This is a genomic window from Pararhodospirillum oryzae (genome assembly GCF_007992075.1).
Lineage (GTDB): Bacteria > Pseudomonadota > Alphaproteobacteria > Rhodospirillales > Rhodospirillaceae > Pararhodospirillum > Pararhodospirillum oryzae.
On the sequence record NZ_BJZO01000065.1, the window covers coordinates 1 to 22,322 of the forward strand.

Annotated in this window: 32 protein-coding genes; all 32 read right to left on the minus strand. The window is 66.2% G+C overall.

Going from position 1 to position 22,322, the window contains the following annotated elements:
• Positions 1–103 precede the first annotated feature (103 nt).
• The 32 genes from ROR02_RS11645 to rpsJ all read right to left on the minus strand — a co-directional run bounded on the left by ROR02_RS11645 (position 104) and on the right by rpsJ (position 22,226).
• A complete protein-coding gene (locus tag ROR02_RS11645) occupies positions 104–1,597 on the minus strand; it encodes an SPOR domain-containing protein (RefSeq protein WP_147164201.1) in 1,494 nt (497 codons plus the stop codon).
• A 184-nt stretch (positions 1,598–1,781) separates the two neighbouring features.
• On the minus strand, positions 1,782–4,379 hold the full coding sequence (locus ROR02_RS11650) for a M10 family metallopeptidase C-terminal domain-containing protein (protein ID WP_147164202.1): 2,598 nt from the start codon (positions 4,377–4,379) through the stop codon (positions 1,782–1,784).
• Positions 4,380–4,655: 276 nt separating this feature from the next.
• Complete coding sequence (locus tag ROR02_RS11655; protein WP_147164203.1) at positions 4,656–5,672, minus strand: RluA family pseudouridine synthase; 1,017 nt, start codon at positions 5,670–5,672, stop codon at positions 4,656–4,658.
• A 3-nt stretch (positions 5,673–5,675) separates the two neighbouring features.
• On the minus strand, positions 5,676–6,065 hold the full coding sequence (crcB, locus tag ROR02_RS11660; protein WP_147164204.1) for a fluoride efflux transporter CrcB: 390 nt from the start codon (positions 6,063–6,065) through the stop codon (positions 5,676–5,678).
• On the minus strand, positions 6,058–7,401 hold the full coding sequence (locus ROR02_RS11665) for a replication-associated recombination protein A (protein ID WP_147164205.1): 1,344 nt from the start codon (positions 7,399–7,401) through the stop codon (positions 6,058–6,060). Before ROR02_RS11665 ends, crcB begins: the two co-directional genes overlap by 8 nt.
• 659 nt (positions 7,402–8,060) lie before the next feature.
• Positions 8,061–8,474 carry a 50S ribosomal protein L17 gene (rplQ, locus tag ROR02_RS11670; protein WP_147164206.1) on the minus strand — a complete coding sequence of 138 codons (414 nt, stop codon included), beginning with the start codon at positions 8,472–8,474 and terminating at the stop codon, positions 8,061–8,063.
• 220 nt (positions 8,475–8,694) lie between these two features.
• Positions 8,695–9,711 carry a DNA-directed RNA polymerase subunit alpha gene (locus ROR02_RS11675; RefSeq protein WP_170245088.1) on the minus strand — a complete coding sequence of 339 codons (1,017 nt, stop codon included), beginning with the start codon at positions 9,709–9,711 and terminating at the stop codon, positions 8,695–8,697.
• A 124-nt stretch (positions 9,712–9,835) separates the two neighbouring features.
• Entirely contained in the window at positions 9,836–10,225 is a 390-nt protein-coding gene (gene rpsK / locus ROR02_RS11680) for a 30S ribosomal protein S11 (RefSeq protein WP_147164208.1), read from the minus strand.
• A 96-nt stretch (positions 10,226–10,321) separates the two neighbouring features.
• On the minus strand, positions 10,322–10,690 hold the full coding sequence (gene rpsM, locus ROR02_RS11685) for a 30S ribosomal protein S13 (RefSeq protein WP_147164209.1): 369 nt from the start codon (positions 10,688–10,690) through the stop codon (positions 10,322–10,324).
• A gap of 168 nt (positions 10,691–10,858) precedes the next feature.
• A complete protein-coding gene (locus tag ROR02_RS11690; protein ID WP_147164210.1) occupies positions 10,859–11,446 on the minus strand; it encodes an adenylate kinase in 588 nt (195 codons plus the stop codon).
• Positions 11,443–12,786: a preprotein translocase subunit SecY gene (secY, locus tag ROR02_RS11695; protein WP_147164211.1), complete on the minus strand. Its 1,344-nt coding sequence runs from the start codon at positions 12,784–12,786 to the stop codon at positions 11,443–11,445. Before secY ends, ROR02_RS11690 begins: the two co-directional genes overlap by 4 nt.
• A gap of 65 nt (positions 12,787–12,851) precedes the next feature.
• Positions 12,852–13,340: a 50S ribosomal protein L15 gene (rplO, locus tag ROR02_RS11700; protein WP_147164212.1), complete on the minus strand. Its 489-nt coding sequence runs from the start codon at positions 13,338–13,340 to the stop codon at positions 12,852–12,854.
• Positions 13,341–13,354: 14 nt separating this feature from the next.
• On the minus strand, positions 13,355–13,546 hold the full coding sequence (rpmD, locus tag ROR02_RS11705) for a 50S ribosomal protein L30 (protein WP_147164213.1): 192 nt from the start codon (positions 13,544–13,546) through the stop codon (positions 13,355–13,357).
• Between the two features lie 24 nt (positions 13,547–13,570).
• Positions 13,571–14,164: a 30S ribosomal protein S5 gene (gene rpsE / locus ROR02_RS11710; RefSeq protein ID WP_147164214.1), complete on the minus strand. Its 594-nt coding sequence runs from the start codon at positions 14,162–14,164 to the stop codon at positions 13,571–13,573.
• A gap of 10 nt (positions 14,165–14,174) precedes the next feature.
• A complete protein-coding gene (gene rplR / locus ROR02_RS11715; RefSeq protein ID WP_147164215.1) occupies positions 14,175–14,537 on the minus strand; it encodes a 50S ribosomal protein L18 in 363 nt (120 codons plus the stop codon).
• A gap of 11 nt (positions 14,538–14,548) precedes the next feature.
• Positions 14,549–15,082, minus strand: a complete 534-nt coding sequence (gene rplF, locus ROR02_RS11720; protein WP_147164216.1) for a 50S ribosomal protein L6 — start codon at positions 15,080–15,082, stop codon at positions 14,549–14,551.
• Between the two features lie 19 nt (positions 15,083–15,101).
• The gene (gene rpsH / locus ROR02_RS11725; protein ID WP_147164217.1) at positions 15,102–15,500 is read right to left on the minus strand and encodes a 30S ribosomal protein S8; all 399 of its coding nucleotides are present in this window, start codon (positions 15,498–15,500) and stop codon (positions 15,102–15,104) included.
• Positions 15,501–15,515: 15 nt separating this feature from the next.
• Positions 15,516–15,821, minus strand: coding sequence for a 30S ribosomal protein S14 (rpsN, locus tag ROR02_RS11730; protein WP_147164218.1), 306 nt, complete (start codon positions 15,819–15,821; stop codon positions 15,516–15,518).
• A gap of 19 nt (positions 15,822–15,840) precedes the next feature.
• Positions 15,841–16,380: a 50S ribosomal protein L5 gene (gene rplE, locus ROR02_RS11735; protein WP_147164219.1), complete on the minus strand. Its 540-nt coding sequence runs from the start codon at positions 16,378–16,380 to the stop codon at positions 15,841–15,843.
• A gap of 10 nt (positions 16,381–16,390) precedes the next feature.
• The gene (rplX, locus tag ROR02_RS11740; protein ID WP_147164220.1) at positions 16,391–16,711 is read right to left on the minus strand and encodes a 50S ribosomal protein L24; all 321 of its coding nucleotides are present in this window, start codon (positions 16,709–16,711) and stop codon (positions 16,391–16,393) included.
• The gene (gene rplN / locus ROR02_RS11745) at positions 16,711–17,079 is read right to left on the minus strand and encodes a 50S ribosomal protein L14 (RefSeq protein WP_147164221.1); all 369 of its coding nucleotides are present in this window, start codon (positions 17,077–17,079) and stop codon (positions 16,711–16,713) included. Before rplN ends, rplX begins: the two co-directional genes overlap by 1 nt.
• 63 nt (positions 17,080–17,142) lie before the next feature.
• Positions 17,143–17,382, minus strand: coding sequence for a 30S ribosomal protein S17 (gene rpsQ, locus ROR02_RS11750; RefSeq protein WP_147164222.1), 240 nt, complete (start codon positions 17,380–17,382; stop codon positions 17,143–17,145).
• 21 nt (positions 17,383–17,403) lie between these two features.
• Positions 17,404–17,604: a 50S ribosomal protein L29 gene (rpmC, locus tag ROR02_RS11755; RefSeq protein ID WP_147164223.1), complete on the minus strand. Its 201-nt coding sequence runs from the start codon at positions 17,602–17,604 to the stop codon at positions 17,404–17,406.
• A 2-nt stretch (positions 17,605–17,606) separates the two neighbouring features.
• Positions 17,607–18,023, minus strand: coding sequence for a 50S ribosomal protein L16 (rplP, locus tag ROR02_RS11760; RefSeq protein ID WP_147164224.1), 417 nt, complete (start codon positions 18,021–18,023; stop codon positions 17,607–17,609).
• A gap of 19 nt (positions 18,024–18,042) precedes the next feature.
• Positions 18,043–18,714, minus strand: coding sequence for a 30S ribosomal protein S3 (gene rpsC / locus ROR02_RS11765; RefSeq protein ID WP_147164225.1), 672 nt, complete (start codon positions 18,712–18,714; stop codon positions 18,043–18,045).
• The gene (gene rplV, locus ROR02_RS11770; protein WP_147164226.1) at positions 18,714–19,094 is read right to left on the minus strand and encodes a 50S ribosomal protein L22; all 381 of its coding nucleotides are present in this window, start codon (positions 19,092–19,094) and stop codon (positions 18,714–18,716) included. The genes rpsC and rplV overlap by 1 nt, the downstream gene beginning before the upstream one ends.
• Before the next feature lie 3 nt (positions 19,095–19,097).
• The gene (rpsS, locus tag ROR02_RS11775) at positions 19,098–19,376 is read right to left on the minus strand and encodes a 30S ribosomal protein S19 (RefSeq protein WP_147164227.1); all 279 of its coding nucleotides are present in this window, start codon (positions 19,374–19,376) and stop codon (positions 19,098–19,100) included.
• Positions 19,377–19,388: 12 nt separating this feature from the next.
• On the minus strand, positions 19,389–20,228 hold the full coding sequence (gene rplB, locus ROR02_RS11780) for a 50S ribosomal protein L2 (protein ID WP_147164228.1): 840 nt from the start codon (positions 20,226–20,228) through the stop codon (positions 19,389–19,391).
• A 4-nt stretch (positions 20,229–20,232) separates the two neighbouring features.
• Positions 20,233–20,547, minus strand: coding sequence for a 50S ribosomal protein L23 (locus tag ROR02_RS11785; protein ID WP_147164229.1), 315 nt, complete (start codon positions 20,545–20,547; stop codon positions 20,233–20,235).
• On the minus strand, positions 20,544–21,164 hold the full coding sequence (rplD, locus tag ROR02_RS11790) for a 50S ribosomal protein L4 (protein ID WP_147164230.1): 621 nt from the start codon (positions 21,162–21,164) through the stop codon (positions 20,544–20,546). The genes ROR02_RS11785 and rplD overlap by 4 nt, the downstream gene beginning before the upstream one ends.
• Before the next feature lie 13 nt (positions 21,165–21,177).
• Complete coding sequence (rplC, locus tag ROR02_RS11795; RefSeq protein ID WP_147164231.1) at positions 21,178–21,888, minus strand: 50S ribosomal protein L3; 711 nt, start codon at positions 21,886–21,888, stop codon at positions 21,178–21,180.
• A 29-nt stretch (positions 21,889–21,917) separates the two neighbouring features.
• Positions 21,918–22,226: a 30S ribosomal protein S10 gene (gene rpsJ / locus ROR02_RS11800; protein ID WP_147164232.1), complete on the minus strand. Its 309-nt coding sequence runs from the start codon at positions 22,224–22,226 to the stop codon at positions 21,918–21,920.
• Between the last annotated feature and the right edge of the window lie 96 nt (positions 22,227–22,322).

The window sequence follows — 22,322 nt, forward strand, 5'->3', positions numbered from 1 at the left end:
TTGGTATAACGGCGCCTGCCAAGCGACACAGGGGAAGGAACTCCTTCCCCCCGAACGCCGCCCGGGGGAAACACGGCTCCCCGGGCTGCCCTCGTTTTTGTTCCTACAGCGTGGTGGGCGCGCAGTACTGGCCGGCGCGCTTGAGCGAGGCGCACAGCTGATCGACCGCCGCCGGGCTGGCGAGGGGGCCCACCAGCAAGCGCACGACAGGACCCTTGGCGCCCGCGTTGACATGGGCATAGTGCGGCGACTGCCCGCGCAAGGCCGGGTAGCGGCGGCTCATCTCGGCCCAGGCTTCGCGGGCCGACGCCTCGTTGTGGTACGAAGCCAAATGGGCGCCGTTGGCCCGGGCGCCGGCGTGGCCGGTGCTGGCCGAGGCCCGGCTGGCGCCCCCGGGCAGGCTGGAGCGCACCGAGCGTTCGATGGCGCCAACCTCGGCGGCCATTTCGGCCTCGCTGATCAGGCCGGCGGCACGCAAGGCCCGCACCCGGTTCACGGCGGCCGAGCCGTCTTCCATGGTCCGGGGCGGCACCATGATCATCATGTGGTCGCCGGGGTTGGCGGGCAGCAGGGCTTCCAGGATCGCCGCCCGTTCGGCCCCATGTTGCTCGGGCGTCATCGCGCCTTGCTGCAAGGTTTCGCGCAGCGCGACCAGGCGCCCCTCGACCTCGTCGGGGGCCGGGGCCGGGCGGGTCAGGCCCGGGGCCGGCGGCTTGTGGGTCAGGGGCAGCAGGGCGCCCAGGTTGGCCTCGCGCCGCTGGGCGTAGTCTTCCTGGGTGATCAGGCCATCGGTCAGCAGCCGGTTAAGCCCCAAAAAGCGCCCCATGACCGCCGTCGTCGCCTGGGGAGACAGGGCCGAGGCGGGGGGAGCCCCGGGCAGGGCCGCCATCGGCGCCCCCATGGCCGCCGAGGCCGATTGCACCACCGGGGCCGAGGCGGGAGGCACCACCGGCATCGCCGCGCCGCCAGCCCCCCCCACCCGGGGGACGGGGGCGGGCGACGGCTCGGGAGCCGGGGAACCGGGCACCAGCGCCCGGGGCCCCGGCCCGGCGGCCGAAGCGGGCGTGGCAGAGGCGTCGGCGGCCGGCGCGGGCGGGCGCACGGAAGCCATCTGCTCGCCCCGGGCCCCGTTCGCGGCCTGGGCGGTGGCGGGCAGCATGTTGAGGATTTCCAGGTTGCCGCTGGCGATTTCCGTGATCGGGCGTTTTTGCAGCCGGAACCACGAGCCCACCGCCGCTTCCTCGGCCGGGCGCAGCGCCAGCAGGGTCTGGTACACCCGGGCCGCGTCGGCCGGGCGGTTGGTGTTCTGATAGAGCAACCCGGCCGCCAGCAAGGCGTAAGGGTCGCGATCGTTGGCTTGCAGCGCCCGGGTCACGAAGCGCTCGGCCCGGGGATATTCCCCCTTGGCCAGGGCGGCCAGGGCCAGGTCGGCGGCCGGCACGTCCGAACTGAGCAAGGTGGCGTCGTCCCGGATCGCCTGGGCCGGGCCATCCTGGGGGGCGCAGGCGCACAGCCCGCTGGCCAGCACCAGGCCGAGGGCCGTGCAGCGCAACGCGGCGCGTCTGACCGGTTCGCGTCGCAACGCCTCGCGTTTCATGGCTAGTCCTCCTTTCGCCGTGTCGCGCGGGCGCCCGGGGGAGGGCATGGAGCGGTCGCCCCACGGGGCCCGTCCCGCCAGGCCAAGACGGCGGTTGTCCTTCACGATCGAAGGAAACCACGAAGGCCTTAACAAAGGCCAAAGGGCGGAGGCACCCGGCAACCCATCCGTGCGCCCCGCCCCCCTACTCCAGCCCCACCAGGGCGGCGAGACTGGCCGTGCCGTTCTGACTGGTGGCCAGCAGGCGGATGTCGGAGGCCTCCAGGGTGCCGGCGGCCGTCGTGGCGCGGTCGATCAGGAACAGGCCGCTTTCCTGGCCGGTCCCGGCCACCACCAGCGCGCGGGTCCCCCCACTCACCGCCCCCAACGCCGCGCGAAAGGCCGCGAAGCCGTCGTCGTTCAGGGTGGAAAGGGTGGCGGTCCATTCGATCACCTCGGCGTCGGCCAGGGAAACCGGTCCCGTGCCTTGGGACATCAGGCTCAAGACGCCGTTGCCATCGCGGTCGACCATGGCTTTCAGGTCGCCCCCCAGCAAGACGTGATCGCGCCCCGCCACCAGGCCCGACAGGCTGTCGGCCCCGTTGGCCGAGCCTGCCCCGCTGCCCCCGTCGAGATCGCGCATCACCACCTGAACGCCCGTCGTTTCGGCGCTGGCCACGGAAAGGATATCCGTGCCCTTGCCCAGGATGACAACCTCCACGCCCTGCACGCTCAAGGCGCCACCGCGCGCGCCCAGGGTGATGCGGTCGCTCCCCGATCCGCCGGTCAGCGACTCGATGCCGGCCACCACCGCCGTGGTGCCGGCCTCGCCCAGGGTCAGCGCGTCCTGCCCCGCGCCGCCCACCAGGGTTTCAATCCCCGACACCATCATGGTGTTGCCCCGGTCGCCCAGGGTGATCCAATCCGCGCCCGCGCCGCCGGCCAGGGTTTCAATCCCGGCCAGGATCACGGTGTTGCCCCGCGCCCCCAGGGTGATCACGTCGGTGCCGCTCCCGCCGATCAGGGTTTCGAGGCCGGCCAGGATCATGGTGTTGCCGCGCGCGCCCAAAGTGACCCAGTCGCCCCCGGCCCCGCCAACCAGGGTTTCGATCGCGGCCAAGATCACCGAGTTGCCCCGGTCTCCCAGGGTGATCCAGTCGGCCCCCGCGCCGCCCACCAGGGTTTCCACCCCCGACAGGACCATGGCGTTGCCCCGCGCGCCCAGGGTGACCCAGTCGCCCCCGGCTCCGCCAACCAGGGTTTCGATCGCGGCCAGGATCACCGAGTTGCCCCGGTCCCCCAGGGTGATCCGGTCGGCCCCCGCGCTGCCAATCAGGGTTTCGATCGCGGCCAGGATGGTGGTCGAGCCGGCGCCATCCAGGTTCACCCAATCGGCGCCGCTGCCACCCACCAGGGTTTCAACACCGCCCAGGGTCACCACGGCGCCTTCGTTGCCCAGGGTGATCCAGTCGGCGCCCGCGCCCCCGATCACGGTTTCGACCCCGGCCACGGTCAGGGCGCCGCCTCGGGCGCCCAGGGTCACCACGTCGGCCCCCGCGCCGCCGATCAGGGTTTCCACCGCCGCGACGATCAGGGTATCCCCCCCGGCCGACAAGGTGATGGCATCAGCCCCCGCGCCGCCGATCAGGGTGGAAACCCCCGACAGGGTGGCGATCGTGCCCCCGTCGGCCAGATCGACCCAGGCGGCCCCCGGCGCACTGAAGGTTTCCACGCCCGCGAGCCAGACACGTTCGTTGGCCAGCAGGGCCACGGTATCGGCGCCGCCTGATCCGCTGATGCCCTCCACCCCCGACACCGAAACCGCCGCGCCGGCCGCGCTCAGGATCACCACGTCGGTGCCCGAGCCGCCGTCGATCACGTCGCCGGGGCCGGCCACGAAGGTGTCGTTGCCCGCTCCGCCCGCCAGGTAATTCGCTTCACCGTTGCCGGTCAGGGTATCGTCGCCCGCGCCCCCCAGGGCCTGCTCGATGGTCACGTTTTCGGCGATGGCCAGCACCCGGGCCCCGCCCACGGTCGTGAAGGTCCCGGCCTGCAAGCTGAGGGAGACGGCCGCCGTCTGGGCCTGGGCGTCGATCACATCAAGCCCGCCCGCGTCCCAAACGGCCTGAATCCGCCCGGGATCGAGGGTGTAGATCGTGGTTCCCGGATTCGTTGTCGTGTTGGCGCCATACAGATACTGAATCGCCGCGATGTCGTACAACATGGGCTCGGCGGGATACCGGACAAGATCCGCGGCATCGTTGTACGACATCACGCTATACACATAATTATCTTCGCTTTCCGGCAAATACGGCCCGGACGCGGTGCCCTCGGCCGCATCGTAGTTGCCTGGATGCTTCAGGCCCAGGGCATGGCCGATTTCGTGCACCAGGGTAAGAAACCCATAGCCGCCGGTGTCCAGTCCGGTGGTGTTGGTGCTGTCCTGGTTGTTCAGGTACACATCACCCGCCGTGTCGGTCAGACCCGCGTAGTAGGCATAGGCGGCCGAGGTACTCCCCTGGGCATTGGTCGAAAAAACGATCTGCCCCTCGGACGCGACTTCCTGAAAGGTCAGCCCGGCCACCGCCGCCCAGGTTTGCAGCGCCGCCCGGGCGGCTGTTTTCTGGGCGTCGGTCAAGGGCGCGAACCCCACCGCGTCCTGCGCGTCCGCGCCACTGGGGACCGAGGTGGCGAAGGAAAAGGTCACGGTGGTGGCGGTGCCAAAATCGCTTGCCACGTTCCACCGGGCATAGGCGCTGTAAAGCAAGGAATCGATCGAATTTTGTCCGGTGATGGTGGGCATTCGACAAATCTCCGGCCTGTGGACGCGCCGTCCGTGGCCGTCCCCGTCGTCCTTATTTTATGTCCCCCCTGCCCCGATCAACGACAAGGGCAAAGCCGCCCGAAAAGAAAATATGAAACGCCGATGCAAAAAAGGGGGAAGCGTGCCTCCCCCTTGCCTTCCAGTCCGATCAGGCGGGTTGACCTCGTCGAACGGGGGACCCGGGCGAGCGGCGCGGTTTTTCCGGCGCCGCCATCTCCCTCCGGCCGCGAGTCTTTCCTTCCCGCCTTCCGGGGCTCAAGCCCGCCGTCCGTCCGCCGCCTCCCACCCGCTGAAGGGATCGCCGGCATCGGCCAGGGCAAAACCCAGCAGGGAAAGGGACTGGGCAAAATGCGGCGGCGGCGGCGCGATCACCCGCACCACGCCGCCCTTGGGATGGGGAATCGCCAGGGCCCGGGCATGCAGGTGCAAGCGCCGCTCGACGGTCAAGCCCGGCAACTGGGCGCCCTGGCCCGCGTACTTGCCATCGCCCAGGATCGGAGTCCCCATTTCCAGGCAATGCACCCGAAGCTGATGGGTGCGGCCGGTGCGCGGGCGCAGTTCCACCCAGGCGCACGCGCCCCGGGCCTGGTCGATGACCCGGTAATCGGTGATCGCCGGGCGGCCGTCGTCCTCGTTCACCGCCATGCGCTCGCCACCGGCGCGGGCCTCCTTGGCCAGGGCGGCCCGGATGGTGCCCTGCTCCAGGGCCGGGCAGCCCACCACCAGGGCCCAGTACACCTTCAGGGTTTCGCGCCCGCGAAAAGCGGCGGTCAGGAAACGGGCCGCCGCCTGGGTGCGCGCCAGCACCAGCACGCCACTGGTGTCCTTGTCCAGCCGGTGCACCAGCCGGGGCACCTCCCCCTTGTGCGCCAGAACCTTGAGCATGTCGTCCAGATGGCGCGTCATGCCCGTGCCGCCTTGCACCGCCAGGCCCGGCTCCTTGTTGAGCACGATCAGGTGGTCATCCTGGTGCAAGATCGCGGCTTCCAGGGCCTTGCGGTCCTGGGCCTCGCGCCGGGGATCGCGGGCGACGGAACGGGTTGGGGCCGGCGCGGGCTGGTCCTCGACCGGGCCCAAAGGCGGCACCCGCACCGTCTGGCCGGCCTCCAGGCGCTGGCTGCTGGTCGCGCGGTGGCCATCCACCCGCATCTGCCCGGTGCGCAGCCATTTTTCCAGGCGCCCTTGCGTCACTCCGGGGACCTGCTGACGCAGCCAGCGGTCCAGCCGCTGGCCGGCACCGTCCTCCGGAACGGTCAGGATTTGCACGCCCATGCCTTAACTCCCTTGAAAAGCCATCCGGCCCAGGGCCATGCCGGCCACCAGGGCGCCCAAACCCAACGCCACGCTTAAACCCAGGTACAGCGTCGAGGCCACGACCTGCCCCCGATCCGCCAACGCCACCACGTCCAGGGTAAAGGTGGAAAACGTGGTGAACGCCCCCAGGAACCCCGCGATCAGGAACAGACGCACCTCGGGGGGCACGGTCCAGCGCAGGGCCAGGGCTTCGATCAGCGCCCCCATCACGAAACTGCCGACCACGTTCACAATCATCGTGGCCAGCGGAAAGCCGTGCCCGATCACCCGCACCGTGAGCACCGAAACCCCGTAGCGCGCCATCGCGCCCACGGCGCCGCCCAGGGCGACGGCCAGAAAAGACCTAAGCATCCCGTTCCTTCTCCTCGCGCGGCCGGGCCGCCGCCCGCTCGCGCCGTAACCGATCCCACCACGCCAGGCGGCGGCGGATCTCGCGCTCGAACCCGCGTTCGGGCGGATCGTAAAAGCGTCGGCGCCCCATGCCCTCGGGAAAGCAGTCCTGGCCGCTGAAGGCGTCCGGGGCGTCGTGGTCATAGGCATACCCGGCCCCATACCCCAGGTCCTTCATCAGGCGGGTGGGGGCGTTCAGGATATGGGCCGGCGGCATCAGCGATCCCGTTTCGCGCGCCGCCCGCTGCGCCGCCTTCAGCGCGGCATAGGCCGCGTTCGATTTGGGCGCGGTCCCCAGATACAGCACGAGGTTGGCAATCGCCAGGTCGCCCTCGGGCGATCCCAAACGGTCATACGCTTCCCAGGCGGCGATGGCGTGGCGCAGGGCGTCGGGGTCGGCCAGCCCGATGTCCTCGACCGCGAAGCGGGTGAGCCGGCGCAGCAGGTAGGCCGGATCCTCGCCCCCCGCCAGCATGCGCGCGACCCAGTACAACGCCGCGTCCGCGTCCGAGGCTCGCAATGACTTATGCACCGCGCTGATCAGGTTGTAGTGGCCCTCGCGGTCCTTGTCGTATTGGGGGGCGCGGTGCTGGACCAGCCGCGCCAGCGCCTCGGGCGCCAGCAGTGGGTCGGGCGGCAGGTCGGCCAGCGCCTCGACCAGATTGAGCAAGAACCGGCCGTCGCCATCGGCCATGGCCTTCATCATCACCCGCGCCGCCGGGGCCAGGGGGAGCGGGGCGCCGCGTTCGGCCTCGGCGCGGGCCAGCAGGGTCTCCAGGGCCGCGTCATCCAGCCGGCGCAAGACCAGCACCTGGCAGCGCGACAGCAAGGCCGCGTTCAGTTCAAACGAGGGGTTCTCGGTCGTCGCCCCCACCAACACCACCGTGCCATCCTCGACATAGGGCAGGAAGCCATCTTGCTGGGCACGGTTGAAGCGGTGGATTTCGTCCACGAACAACAAGGTCTGGCGCCCCTGGGCGCGGCGGTCGGCGGCGGCCGCGAACACCCGGCGCAGGTCCGCGACCCCCGAAAACACGGCCGAGAGCGGCTCGAACGCAAACCCGCAGGCATCGGCCAGCAAACGCGCCACCGTCGTCTTGCCGCACCCCGGCGGCCCCCACAGAATGATGGACGCAAGCCGCCCCGTGGCCACCATGCGCCCCAACGGGCCCTCGGCGCCCACCAGATGGTCTTGTCCCACCACATCGGCAAGGGAGCCGGGGCGCAGGCGGTCCGCCAGCGGCCGGGGCGTTTGGGCGGCGAACAAGGAGGGCGCGTCATCCTTGCGTGGGCTCATCGCCGGTTCCTTTTTGACGCCAGAAGGAATGTCACGGACTTGACAAACCGGGGAAGAATGCATACTCTAGTATACATGGATCGTTCAGCCCATGTGTCTTCCTGGGAGCCCCGATCATCGCCGCTTGTCTCCCCTGTCGAAGCGGCGACTGCGTGAAACGGACGGAGCGGTACCCGTCCTTTCCGTCTTCCCTCCCCGGCCAGGGGTGCCGACGTCACGGGCGCCGGCATCAATGGTCCCTCCCACGAGCATGGCCCGCAAGACAAAAGGGCGCCTTCCCTTGCGAAGGCGCCCTTTTTCCGTCGCTGGAGCACCGTGCGTCAAAGGGGATCCGGGCACCATGCTCTGGACTGAAACTGGATCAACTTGAGTCAAGTTGGCCCAGTCTCAGTCTAATTCTATAAATTTTGGAGTAACTTCGAGATCAGGTTGGGCCAAGAAATGGCCCAACCTGATCTCGGATTACTCTAGAGCATTTTCAGCCGGAATGGCACCGTTTCGGCGGTCCGAAAATGCGAACAATCAAAAAGGTAGAGCGCATTCGCTGATCGGTTTTGATCGGAATGCGCTCTAGCTCTTTAGTTCTGACGGTCGACTTACCCGAGAAGCGGTTTCCACGTTTCGGGTTTCACCCTAGCCCGATCAAGGGCTTCCGGTGATTAGTCTTCGTCGTTCTCGGTCAGGACCGGGCCGGAATCCTGGCCCTTGGCGGCAATATCGCGATCCACCAGCTCGATGATGGCCATCGGCGCGGCGTCGCCGTAGCGGAAGCCGGCCTTCAGCACGCGGGTGTAGCCGCCCTGACGGTCCTTGTAGCGCTCGGCCAGGGTCGAGAACAGCTTGGCAACGATCACGTCGTCACGCAGCAGGGCGAAAGCCTGGCGGCGGTGGTGCAAGGTGCCGCGCTTGCCCAGCGTGATCAGGTGTTCGACATGGGGACGCAGTTCCTTGGCCTTGGGCAGGGTGGTCTTGATCTGCTCGTGCTTGAGCAGGGCCTGGCTCAGCGCCTGAAAGAGCGCCTTGCGCTCGCTGGTGGTCCGGTTCAGTTTGCGGCCGGAAAGACGGTGACGCATCGAAGCGCTCCTTCATCATGACTGCGGTCCTCCCCCGCGCACGGGGGAGCCGATTGGAAACACCGCCGCCTCCCTTCGCGGGGAAGGTCAAGCGCGCCGGTGACGGCCCGCCGGATGCGGGCCGATTGTAAAACGGGAAAAGAAACGATCGCGGCCCCGACACCAGGGCCCGGGCCGCCAGGTCCCCTCGCGGCCCGCGAAGGCCGGAGGGATCCCTTGATCAGTAATGCTCTTCCAGCTTCTTGGCCAGGTCCTCGATATTCTCGGGCGGCCAGTTGGCGATTTCCATGCCCAGGTGCAATCCCATCTGGGCCAGAACTTCCTTGATCTCGTTCAACGACTTGCGCCCGAAGTTCGGCGTGCGCAACATCTCGGCCTCGGTCTTCTGGACCAGATCGCCAATGTAGATGATGTTGTCGTTCTTCAGGCAGTTGGCCGAACGCACCGACAGTTCCAGCTCGTCGACCTTGCGCAGCAGGTTCTTGTTGAACGGCAGCTCGTCGTCGCGCTTTTCCTCGGCGGTCAGCTGCGGTTCCTCGAAGTTGATGAACAGCTGCAGCTGATCTTGCAAGATACGGGCGGCCAGGGCCACCGCGTCCTCGGGGCTGACCGAGCCATCGGTTTCGACCACCATCGAGAGCTTGTCGTAGTCGGTGACCTGCCCCACGCGGCTGTTGTCCACCTTGTAGGACACCTTGCGCACCGGCGAGAAAATGCTGTCGATGGGAATGAACCCGATCGGCGCGTCCTCGGGGCGGTTCTGGGTCGAGGGCACGTAGCCCTTGCCCATGCCGACGGTGAATTCCATCGACAGCGTGGCGCCCTCGTCCAGGTGACAGATCACCAGGCCGGGGTTCATGATTTCAACGTCGGGGCCGGTCTCGATCTGGGCGGCGGTGACCTCGCCCGGGCCGCTGGCCTTCAAGGTCATGCGCCGGGGACCCTCGACGTGCATGCGCAACGCCAGGTCCTTGATGTTCAAGATCACGTCGGTGACGTCTTCGCGCACACCGGGGATCGACGAGAACTCGTGTAGCACCCCGTCGATCTGGATGGCCGTAACGGCCGCGCCCTGCAGGGACGACAGCAAAACCCGACGCAGGGCGTTACCCAAGGTCAGACCGAATCCCCGCTCCAACGGCTCGGCGACCACGGTGGCAATCATTTTCGATCCGCCCACCGGCTCGACGTTGAGCTTGGGGGGCTTGATCAGTTCCTGCCAGTTTTTTTGGATCAAGGACATCGTGGCTTCCTGAACTTCGGGGTCGGCGGGCGGGCCCCCTGGGCGTTGGGGTCCGACCGGGGTCGGGACCCGGATGGTCCCGACCGGTGCGGGTCGGCTGAGGCCCTGAACAGGCCCGTTAGACGCGGCGACGCTTGCGCGGCCGGCACCCGTTGTGCGGGATCGGCGTCACGTCCTTGATCGCGCTCACCTGGAAGCCGACGGCCTGCAGGGCGCGCAGGGCCGATTCACGCCCCGACCCAGGCCCCTTGACCATGACTTCAAGGGTCTTCATGCCGTGTTCCTGGGCCTTGCGGCCCGCGTCCTCGGCCGCGACCTGGGCGGCGTAGGGGGTCGACTTGCGCGAGCCCTTGAAGCCCTGCGAGCCGGCCGACGACCAGGAAATGGTGTTGCCCTGGACATCGGTAATGGTAATCATGGTGTTGTTGAACGAAGCGCTCACGTGGGCAATGCCCGAGGTGATGTTCTTGCGCTCGCGCTTGCGCATTCTCTGAGCTGGCTTGGCCATTGCGGTCCTTGGTCCCGTATTGCTAAGGCGGACGCCCACCCCTTGCCGGCGGGCACCCCTGGCTGTTCCCGACCTGAGTGGCGCCGGGCGAAAGGATTACTTCTTCTTGCCGGCGATCGGCTTGGCGGGACCCTTGCGGGTACGCGCGTTGGTGTGGGTCCGCTGCCCGCGAACCGGCAGCCCCTTGCGGTGACGCAGACCCCGATAGCAGCCCAGGTCCATGATCCGCTTAATGTTCATCGCCGTTTCGCGCCGCAGGTCACCTTCGACCTTGTGTTCGGCGTCGATCAGCTCACGAATCCGCGAGACTTCATCGTCCGACAGATTGTTCACGCGACGGTTTTCGGCAATGCCGACCCGTTCGCAGATTTCCCCGGCCTTCGTCCGGCCAATGCCATAGATGTAGGTCAGGGCGATGCACACCCGCTTGTTGGACGGGATATTAACGCCAGCGATACGCGCCAAGGCCCATACTCCTTAACTCTTCTACTCAGGTTCAAGAACGGTGTATCAGGGGTGTCCCGACCAACGGCGCCCGCAGGTGGAGCCATATCCCGCGCCTCCCGGTTCCAAACAGAAACCGAGGCGCGGGAGTATAGACACATTGCCGGCCGAGTCAACCGCCTTTGCGACCTAGCACGCGTCGAGGATACCCTCAAGCTCGCGCATCACGGCCTCGATCGGCAACGTCCCGTCCACCACGGTCAGCAACCCACGGGCGCCGTAGTACGGCAGGATCGGGGCCGTCTGTTCATGGTAGACCGTCAAACGCTTGCGCAGGGTCTCGGCGTTGTCGTCGGCACGGACATTGCCCGCCCCGGCCTCGGCCACGCGCTTGTTGATGCGATCGAACAAAATGCGGTCTTCAACCCGAAGCTCGATGACCGCGTCGATCTTCATGCCCTTGGCCGCGAGCATGGCGCCCAGGGCCTCGGCCTGCGGAACGGTGCGCGGAAAGCCATCCAGGATGAAGCCCTTCGCGCAGTCCGGAGCTTCGATTCGCTCGGCGATCATGCCGACCATGATTTCGTCGGGCACCAGGGCGCCCTGGTCCATGATCGCCTTGGCCTTCAAGCCCAGCTCCGTTCCGGCCGTCACCGCCGCGCGCAGCATGTCCCCGGTGGACAGCTGCTTCAGGCCATACCGGTCTTCCAGGAGCTTCGCCTGGGTGCCTTTCCCGGACCCCGGAGGGCCCATGAAAATGATGCGCTTTCCGCTCATCCGCGTTTGCCTCTCAACTTCGACTTCTTAATCAGCCCCTCGTACTGATGGGCCAGAAGATGCGACTGAATCTGCGCCACCGTGTCCATGGTCACCGTGACCACGATCAGCAGGCTCGTGCCGCCAAAGTAGAAAGGCACACCCGCATGGGCGATCAGAATTTCGGGTAGGATCGAAATACAGATCAGGTAAACCGCCCCCACCGCCGTCAAGCGCGTGAGTACGTAATCGAGGTATTGGGCGGTGTTCTTCCCGGGACGGATGCCCGGAATAAACCCGCCATACTTCTTCAGGTTATCGGCCGTGTCCTCGGGATTGAAGACCACCGCCGTGTAGAAGAAGGCAAAAAACGCGATCATGGCCGCGTACAGGCCCAGGTACAACGGTTGCCCGTGCCCCAGAAGCGCGGTGATCGAGGTCAACCACTCCGGCCCGGAGCCGGCCGAGAACTGCGCCACCGTCATCGGCAACAGCAGCAACGAGCTGGCAAAAATCGGCGGGATCACGCCTGGCGTGTTGATCTTCAAGGGCAAATGACTGCTTTCGCCCCCATAGACCCGGTTGCCCTGCTGGCGTTTGGGATACTGAATCAGGAGTCGGCGCTGCGCGCGCTCAACGAACACGATGAACGCCACCACCGCGACCGCCAGGGTCAGAATCCCCACGATCACGACCGGATTCAGCACGCCGGTGCGCCCCAGTTCCAGCATGCTGGCCAAGGCTTCCGGCAGTCGTGCCACGATACCCGCGAAAATGATCAACGAAATGCCGTTGCCCACGCCGCGCGCGGTAATCTGCTCGCCCAGCCACATCAAGAACATGGTGCCACCCAGCAAGGTGATCACCGTGGTCAGGCGGAAGAACCATCCCGGATCGGCCACCGCCGGTCCGGCGGAACTGGTCATGCTTTCCAGGCCCACGGCAATGCCGTATGCCTGCAACAGCGTGATCACGACCGTCAGGTAGCGGGTGTACTGGTTGATCTTCTTGCGCCCCGCGTCGCCTTCCTTCTTCAGCGCTTCCAGGCTCGGACTGAGCGAGGTCATCAGCTGCATGATGATGGAGGCGGAAATGTAGGGCATGATGTTGATGGCGAAGATGGTCATGCGCGACAGGGCGCCACCGGCGAACATGTCGAACATGCCCAGAATGCCCCCGCCCTGCCGGGCGAAGATATCCGCCATCGCCTGCGGATCGATGCCGGGCAACGGAATGTAGGTGCCCAGACGATAAACAATCAACGCGCCCAGGGTGAACCACAGGCGCTTCTTCAGTTCCGTCGCTTTGGCGAAGACGCCAAAGTTCATGTTGGCGGCAAGTTGTTCGGCGGCGGAGGCCATCCGTCGTGCTCCCTGACACAAGTGTCGTCGATCCCCCGGGCCCGGGGGATCGACGCGTCGGTCGGTTAGGCGTCGGCGGGAGCCGCCCCGGCGGACTCGCCGGTAATCGTCAGCGTCCCTCCGGCCTTCTCCACCGCCGCGCGGGCGGTGGCGGAAGCGCCGGCGACCTCAAGGGTCAGCGCCGTCGTGAGCTCACCCTTGCCCAGCAACCGCACCCCGTCAAGGGCACGGCGCACCATCCCGGCCTTGACCAGGACATCGACGGTGATCGGCTGGCTCGCGTCCAGGCGACCTTCCTCGACGGCCTTTTGCAGGCGGTCCAGGTTGATCACCGAGAAGCTGCGCCGGTCCAGGCTGGTGAAGCCCCGCTTCGGCAGGCGACGGTACAGCGGCATCTGGCCGCCTTCGAAGCCATTAATCGACACACCGGTGCGCGACTTCTGACCCTTGACACCACGCCCGGCGGTCTTGCCCTTGCCCGAGCCGATGCCACGACCCACCCGCATGCGGCCCTTGACCGCGCCGGGGTTGTCGCGCAGTTCGTTCAGTTTCATGGCGGACCCTTTCCTCAGGCTTCCTCGATGCGAACCAGGTGCGCCACCTTGGCGATCATCCCGCGCACGGCGGGAGTATCCTCAAGTTCGCGCGTCCGGTGCATCTTGTTCAGTCCCAGGCCCACAAGGGTGGCCCGCTGATCCGACCGGCGCCCGATGGGGCTGCCGATCTGGGTGACCTTGACGGTCTTCTTGTCGTTGGCCATGGCCATCGGTCTCCTTTCGCGCCCTTACTCGGCGGTCGCGACGGCGGCCGCGCCATCCCGGCGCCCGACGATGTCGGCCACCTTCTTGCCGCGGCGCGCGGCGACCTGACGAGGCGCCTGGCTGTTGGCCAGGGCATCGAAGGTCGCCTTGACCATGTTGTAGGGGTTGGTCGTGCCGGTGCACTTGCCGACCACGTCCTGGACCCCCATCGTCTCGAACACGGCGCGCATCGGGCCGCCCGAGATGATGCCGGTACCGGCCGGAGCCGAGCGCAAGGTCACCCGACCCGCCCCGAAGTGACCGTCGATGTCGTGGTGCAAGGTGCGACCCTCGCGCAGCGGCACCTTGATCATGGTGCGCTTCGCCTGGTCGGTGGCCTTGCGGATCGCCTCGGGCACTTCGCGGGCCTTGCCGGTGCCGTAACCGACGCGGCCCTTGCCGTCGCCGACCACGACCAGGGCGGCGAAGGCAAAGCGCCGGCCGCCCTTGACCACCTTGGCCACGCGGTTGATGTGGACCAGCTTATCCTGAAACTCGTCGTCGCGCTCCTCGCGCGACTGACGGTTGCGGTCCTCCGCGCCGCGCTGGCGACGTTCGTTGCTGGGTGTGCGTGCCATCCCTTATCCCCTAGAACGAAAGCCCGGCCTCGCGGGCGGCATCCGCCAGCGCCTGCACGCGCCCATGGTACTTGTAGCCCCCGCGGTCAAAGACCACGGCCGTGATCCCGGCGGCCTGCGCGCGCTGCGCCAGCAGCTTGCCCACCTCGGCGGCGGCGGCCTTGTCGCTGCCGTGCGTGACGGTGGCGCGCAAGTCCTTGTCCAGCGTCGAGGCGGCGGCCAAGGTGCGGCCGGCGGCGTCGTCGATGATCTGGGCGTACATGTGCTTGTTCGAGCGGAACACCGAAAGACGCGGGCGCCCGCCGCTCTTCAGGCGGATCTGATAGCGCGCGCGCGACTGGCGGCGCTGGAACAGTTCCTTTGCGGACTGCATGATCGGGCTCCCTACTTCTTCTTGCCTTCCTTGCGGAGGATCCACTCACCGGCATACTTGACGCCCTTGCCCTTGTAGGGCTCGGGCGGCCGGAAACCGCGGATCTCCGAGGCGATCTGACCGACGCGCTGCTTATCCATCCCCGAGACTTCGATCGAGGTCGGCGTGGGCGCCACGATCTTGAGGTCGGCCGGGATCGGATATTCGATGTCGTGGGAAAAGCCCAGCGACAGCTTGAGCACGTTGCCCTGCACCGCCGCCTTGTAGCCCACGCCCACCATGTCCAGCTTGCGCGTGAAGCCGGTGGTGACACCCAGGATCATGTTGTTGATGCGTGCGCGCGTGGTTCCCCACATCTGCCGCGCCCGCTTCGAGTCCATCCGGGGCTTGACCCAGATCTTGTCGCCTTCCAAGGTGGTGTCCACCTCTTCGGCGGCTTCGTAGCGCAGTTCACCCAGCTTGCCCTTCGCCGTGACCACGTTATCGGCCACGGTGACGGTCACGCCCTGGGGAACAGCGACGGGATACTTCCCTACACGTGACATTCGCTCGCTCCCCCTTGGCTTAGAAGACGCGGCACAGGACTTCGCCGCCCACGTTGGCCTGACGGGCCTCGTGGTCGCTCATCACGCCGCGCGGGGTGGACAGAATGGAAATGCCCAGGCCATTGTACACCTTGGGCAGGTCCTTGATCTTGGAGTACACGCGCCGGCCAGGGGTCGACACGCGGGCGATCTCGCGGATAACCGGTTCGCCTTCGTGATACTTCAGCTCCACGCGCAGCTCGGCAACGCCGGCGCGCACGTCGACGCGCTCGTAGCCGCGGATGTACCCTTCCCGCTGCAGCACGTCGAGGACGCCGACGCGCAGATTCGAGGCGGGCGCGTTCACCGAGTTCTTGCGGGCCCGCTGTCCATTGCGGATACGCGTGAGCAGATCGCCCAGGGGATCAGACAACGCCATCGTTCTTCCTCCCCCTTACCAGCTCGACTTGACCATGCCGGGGATCTGGCCCTGCGAGGCCAGGTCGCGCAGCATCACACGGCCAAGTTTGAACTTGCGATACACGCCGTGGGGTCGCCCGGTGATCTCGCAACGATTGTGCACGCGACTCTTGGCCCCGTTGCGCGGCAACTGAGCCAGCTTCAACACGGCCTGGAAACGGTCCTCGGGCTCCAAGGTGCGATCCTTGATCACCTTCTTCAGCGCCGCGCGCTTGGCCGCATCGCGTGCGGCCATGCGTTCGCGCTTCTTGTTCCGTTCAACGGCGGAAGTCTTTGCCATATCCGGTGTCTCCCCGCGCTTACTTCATGAAGGGCATATCGAAACCTTCGAGAAGCGCCTTCGCTTCCTCGTCGGTTCCGGCGGTCGTGCAAATCGTGATGTCCATGCCCCGAACCTTGTCCACGCGATCGTAGTCAATTTCGGGGAACACGATCTGTTCCCGGATGCCCATGTTGTAATTGCCGCGTCCGTCGAAGCTCTTGGCGGAGACTCCACGGAAGTCGCGAACACGCGGCAGAGCAATCGTCACAAGACGATCAAGGAACTCATACATCCGCTCGCGGCGCAGGGTGACCTTGCAGCCCACAATCATGTTCTCGCGGATCTTGAAGCCCGCGATCGACTTGCGTGCGCGCGTAATCACCGGCTTCTGGCCAGAAATGGCCGTAAGGTCCGTGACCGGACCTTCAATCAACTTGCGATCCTGAGACGCCTCGCCAACACCCATGTTGATGACGATCTTGTCCAGGCGGGGCACCTGCATCACATTTTGGTACCCGAACTTCTCCATCAGGGACGCCTTGACGACGGTCTGATAGTGATCCTTCAGTCGTGCCATCGTCGTTGCCTCACCTGTCGATGACTTCGCCGGACCGCTTGGCGAAGCGCACCTTGCGACCGTCTTCCAGATTCTTGAACCCAACCCGGGTCGGCTTGCCGTCCTTGGGGTCCTCGTGGGCAACGTTCGAGACGTGGATCGGCGCTTCTTGCTCGACGATGCCGCCCTCGCCCCCGGCAGACGGACGCGTGTGGCGCTTGACGACGTTCACGCCCTGGACGACGACACGGTTCTCCTTGGGGAGAGCGCGCAGCACCTCGCCCTTGCGCCCCTTGTCCCGTCCGGTCAGCACGACGACCCGGTCGCCCTTTTTGATCTTGGCAGCGGACATCACAGCACCTCCGGCGCCAGCGAAATGATCTTCATGAACTTCTTGGCGCGCAGTTCGCGCACCACCGGTCCGAAGATACGGGTGCCGATCGGTTCGTTCTGCTTGTTCAGCAGCACCGCCGCATTCCGATCAAAACGGATCGCCGTCCCATCGGGGCGGCGGATCTCCTTGGCGGTTCGCACGATCACGGCCCGGTGCACGTCGCCCTTCTTCACGCGTCCGCGTGGAATGGCGTCCTTGACCGAGACGACGATCACGTCGCCCACGTCGGCGATCATCCGCTTCGAGCCGCCCAGTACCTTAATACACTGGACCTGGCGGGCGCCCGAATTGTCGGCGACGTCAAGCCGCGTCTGCATCTGGATCATTGATTAGGTCCTTTTACTCACGGGTGGTTACCGGCAAACCCCGATGCACGGGTTCGGCCGGTCCTATTCCGCGTTGTCGAAAATTACTTCCCAGGCCTTGCGACGGGAGATCGGGGCGCATTCACGAATGCGCACCAGATCGCCAATCCGGCACTGGTTGTTTTCGTCATGCGCCGCGAACTTCTTCGAGCGCTTGATGAACTTCTTGTAGATCGGGTGCTTGAAGCGACGTTCGACCTTGACCACAACGGTCTTGTCCATCTTGTCGCTGACCACGACCCCTTGCATGATGCGCTTAGGCATTCTCTTGTCCCTTCCCGCGCGTTAGCTAGCCTGCTTGGCCCGTTCGGCCAAGACGGTCTTGATCCGCGCGATTTCGCGGCGGATCTCACGCACGCGGGCGGTATTCTCCAGCTGCCCGGTCGCCTTCGTGAAGCGCAGGTTGAACTGCTCCTTCTTGAGGGCCAGCACCGAGTCCTTCAACTCGGTCTCGGTCTTGGACCGCAGGGTTCCTGCGTCGGTCATGCTCAGGCCTCCCCGATACGGGCAACGAACTTGGTCTTGATCGGCAGCTTCGCAGCCGCCAGCTCGAAGGCGCCACGAGCCACATCTTCGGTCACGCCGTCAAGCTCAAACATGATGCGGCCCGGTTTAATCCGAACCACCCAGTATTCCGGCGAGCCCTTGCCCGAGCCCATACGGACTTCGGCAGGCTTGCGAGACACCGGAACGTCGGGGAACACGCGAATCCACAACCGGCCCTGACGCTTCATGTAGCGGGTGATGGTGCGGCGCGCCGCCTCCAGCTGACGGGCGGTGATCCGCTCCGGCTCCAGGGCCTTGAGGCCGAAGGCGCCAAAGTTCAGATCGGTGCCGCCCTTCGAAAGGCCGTGGATACGGCCCTTGTGCTGCTTGCGGAATTTCGTGCGCTTGGGTGAAAGCATGGTCGTCCCTTCCCTTCGCTCAGCGGCCCTGTTCCTGGGCGCGCTTGTCCAGGGCCATCGGGTCATGCTCCATGATTTCGCCCTTGAACACCCAGACCTTGACGCCGCACACCCCGTAGGTGGTGTGGGCCGCGGCCGTGCCGTAATCGACGTCGGCGCGCAAGGTATGCAACGGCACCCGGCCCTCGCGGTACCACTCGGTGCGCGCGATTTCGGCGCCGCCCAGACGGCCGCCGCAGTTGATCCGGATGCCCTGCGCGCCCAGACGCATCGCCGACTGCACGGCGCGCTTCATGGCGCGGCGGAAGGCCACGCGGCGCTCCAGCTGCTGGGCGATGTTCTCGGCCACCAGCTGCGCGTCCAGTTCCGGCTTGCGGATCTCGACGATGTTCAGGTGCACCTCGTTGCCGGTCATCGACTGCAGCCGGCGCCGCAGGTTCTCGATGTCCTGACCCTTCTTGCCGATCACCACGCCCGGGCGGGCGGTATGAATGGTGATGCGGGCCTTCTTGGCCGGACGCTCGATGACGATGCGCGACACACCGGCCTGCGACAGTCTGCCCTTCAAGAACTTCTTGATGCGCAGGTCTTCGTGCAGCAGCTTCGCGTATTCACGCCCCGCGAACCACCGGGAATCCCACGTCCGGTTGATGCCCAGACGCAAGCCAACCGGATTGACCTTCTGTCCCATTACGCCGTCTCCTCGCGCTCGCGCACCACGATGGTCAGGTTGCTGAAGGGCTTCACAATCTTGCCCACGCGGCCGCGGGCGCGCGCGTGCCAGCGCTTCATCACAAGGGACTTGCCCACGTAAGCCTCGGCCACCACCAGCCGGTCAACGTCCAGCTGGTGATTGTTCTCGGCGTTGGCGATCGCCGACTCCAGGGTCTTGCGCACCGTGCCGGCAACCCGCCGACGCGAGAACGCGAGTTCCGCCAGAGCCTTGTCCGCCGTCATGCCCCGAATGGTCTCGGCGACCAGGTTCAGCTTGTAGGGGCTGGTGCGGATCATCTTGGCGACGGCCCGCGCCTCGTTCTCCGCCACCCGCCGTTCATTTGCCTGCTTGCCCATGGCTTACTTCCTCTTCGCCTTCTTATCGACGGCGTGGCCGTGGTAGGTGCGCGTGGGCGCGAACTCACCGAACTTGTGACCGATCATCTGCTCGGTGACCAGAACGGGAATGAACTTGTGTCCGTTGTAGACCCCGAACGTCAGGCCCACGAACTGCGGCATGATGGTCGACCGGCGCGACCAGATCTTGATGACCTCGTTGCGGCCGGAGGAGCGCGCCTTTTCGGCCTTGACGAGGAGGTATCCGTCTACAAACGGACCTTTCCATACGGAACGAGCCACGGCAGCTTCTCCTTAACGCTTCTTCTTGGCGAGGTGGCGGGAACGCATGATCAGCGAATCCGTCTTCTTGTTGGACCGCGTGCGCTTGCCCTTGGTCGGCTTGCCCCACGGGGTCACCGGATGACGGCCGCCCGAGGTCCGCCCTTCGCCACCACCATGCGGGTGATCGACCGGGTTCATGACCACGCCACGAACGTGGGGACGGCGCCCCTTCCAGCGGTTACGACCGGCCTTGCCCAGGTTTTCGTTCTGGTTGTCCGGGTTCGACACCGCGCCCACGGTCGCCAGGCATTCGCCGCGCACCAGGCGCAGTTCGCCCGACGACAGGCGAAGCTGGGCATAGCCCGCGTCCTTGCCGACCAGCTGGGCATAGCACCCCGCCGAACGGGCCATCTGGCCACCCTTGCCCGGCTTCATCTCAATGTTATGGATGATCGTGCCAACGGGCATGTTCTTGAGCGGCATGGCGTTGCCCGGCTTGATGTCGGCCCGGTCGGCCGAAATCACCGAATCGCCCACCTGGAGACGCTGCGGCGCCAGGATGTAGGCCTGCTCGCCGTCTTCGTAGGTGATCAGGGCAATGAACGCCGTGCGGTTCGGATCGTATTCCAGGCGCTCGACCGTGGCCGCCATGTCGACCTTGGTGCGCTTGAAGTCGATCAGACGGTAGCGGCGCTTGTTGCCACCACCGCGCTGCCACACCGTGACCCGGCCGTGGTTGTTACGGCCGCCCGACTTGGTCAGACCCTCGGTCAGGGCCTTGACCGGCTTGCCCTTGTACAGATCGGACCGGTCCACCAGGACCAGGCCGCGCGTGCCCGGCGTGACCGGGTTAAACGTCTTGAGCGCCATGGGTTCAGATCCCCGTCGTCACGTCGATGGAGTGGCCCTCGGCCAGGGTGACGATCGCCTTCTTGGAATCCGACCGCCGCCCGAGCACGCCCCGGAACCGCTTGACCTTGCCCTTCGCGCGCAAGGTATTGACCGCCGTCACCTTGACCTTGAACAAGGCCTCGATGGCGGCCTTGATCTCGGGCTTGGAGGCGTCGAGCGGAACCCGGAAGATGACCTGACCGTGTTCACCGATCAGGGTCGCCTTTTCGGTGATCACCGGGGACCGCACGATGTCGTAGTGCCGTTCGGTCGGCACGGGGCTTTCGGCCGCGCTCATTGCAGACGCTCCTCAAGGTGCTTCACGGCATCCAGCGTCAGCACCAGCGTGTCGCGGCGCAGGATGTCGTAGACGTTGGCCCCCTGCTGGGGGAGAACGTCGATGCCAACAATATTGCGAGCGGCCAGCGCGAACTTTTCGTCCACTTCCGGGCCGTCGATGAACAGCGCCCGGGACAGGCCCAGCGCCTTGAACTTCGCAACCAGATCCTTGGTCTTGCCCGACTCGCTGCGGGCCTGATCCAGGATCACCACCTGACCGGCCGCCAGCTTGGCCGACAACGCCGTCTTCAGGCCCAGCTTGCGCACCTTCTTGGGCAGGTCGTGGGCGTGCGAACGCACCACCGGCCCGAAGATGGTCGCGCCGCCCCGGAACTGCGGGCTGCGCTTGGAACCCTGACGGGCGTTACCCGTGCCCTTTTGCTTGAAGGGCTTGGCCGTGGTGCCGGAAATCTCGCTGATGCCCTTGGTCTTGTGGGTGCCAGCCTGGCGGCGGGCCAGCTGCCAGCGGACCATGCGGTGCAACAGATCGGTCCGCACCGGCAGGCCGAACACGGCCTCCGACAGTTCAACCGACCCGGCGTCGCCGCCGTCCAGGGTTTTCACCTCGCACTTCATCGCGCCTTGCTCCTTACTCGCCGTCAACGGCCGCGGGCGCATCCTCGGCGGCGGCCTTCAGGCCCGCCGGCAGAGGAACCCCTTCGGGTCGCTTCGCCTTGACGGCGTCGCGCACTTCAACCCACGCTCCCTCGGCCCCGGGGACCGAGCCTCGAATCAGGATCAGGCCACGATCGGCGTCGGTGGCAACCACGGTCAGGCTCTGCTGGGTGACGCGCACGTCGCCCATGTGCCCGGCCATCTTCTTGCCTTTGAACACTCGACCCGGGTCCTGGCACTGGCCGGTGGAGCCATGCGATCGGTGGCTGATCGACACGCCGTGACTGGCTTCCAGACCCCGGAAGTTATGGCGCTTCATCGCGCCCGCGAAACCGCGCCCGATGGTGACGCCCGAAACGTCCACCTTCTGGCCGGCAATGAAATGGGTGGCCGACAGTTCGGCACCCGGGGCAAGAAGGCATTCCTCGCTCACGCGGAATTCCACCACCTTGCGCTTGGGTTCGACCTTGGCCTTCGCAAAATGGCCACGCATGGCCTGCGAGGTGCGCTTGACCTTGGCCACTCCGGCCCCAAGCTGCACCGCCGTGTACCCGTCGGTCTCGGCCGTGCGCACCGCCACCACCTGGCAGGCGTCAACCTTGAGAACCGTCACCGGCACGTGGTTACCTTCTTCGTTGAACAGGCGGGTCATCCCCACCTTCTGGGCAATAAGACCGGAACGCATGGTCCGACATCCTCACTCAATCAAAGGCGTCACAGCTTGATTTCGACGTCCACGCCGGCCGCCAGATCGAGCTTCATCAGCGCATCGACCGTTTGGGGCGTCGGATCGACGATGTCCAGCAACCGCTTGTGGGTGCGGATTTCGAACTGCTCGCGAGACTTCTTGTCGATGTGCGGCGAGCGGTTCACGGTGAACTTCTCGATCCGCGTCGGCAGCGGGATCGGCCCGCGCACCTGGGCGCCCGTCCGCTTGGCGGTCGATACGATCTCCCGGGTGGACTGGTCTAGCACCCGGTGGTCGAACGCCTTCAGGCGGATGCGAATGTTCTGGCTGTCCATCATGGCCATCGTCCGATCCAGACTTTCAACTAACCTATCAGCATACAAAAACAAAGACGCCCGCCCCGGCCGGGCCGAACCGGGCGCCCGGTGAAG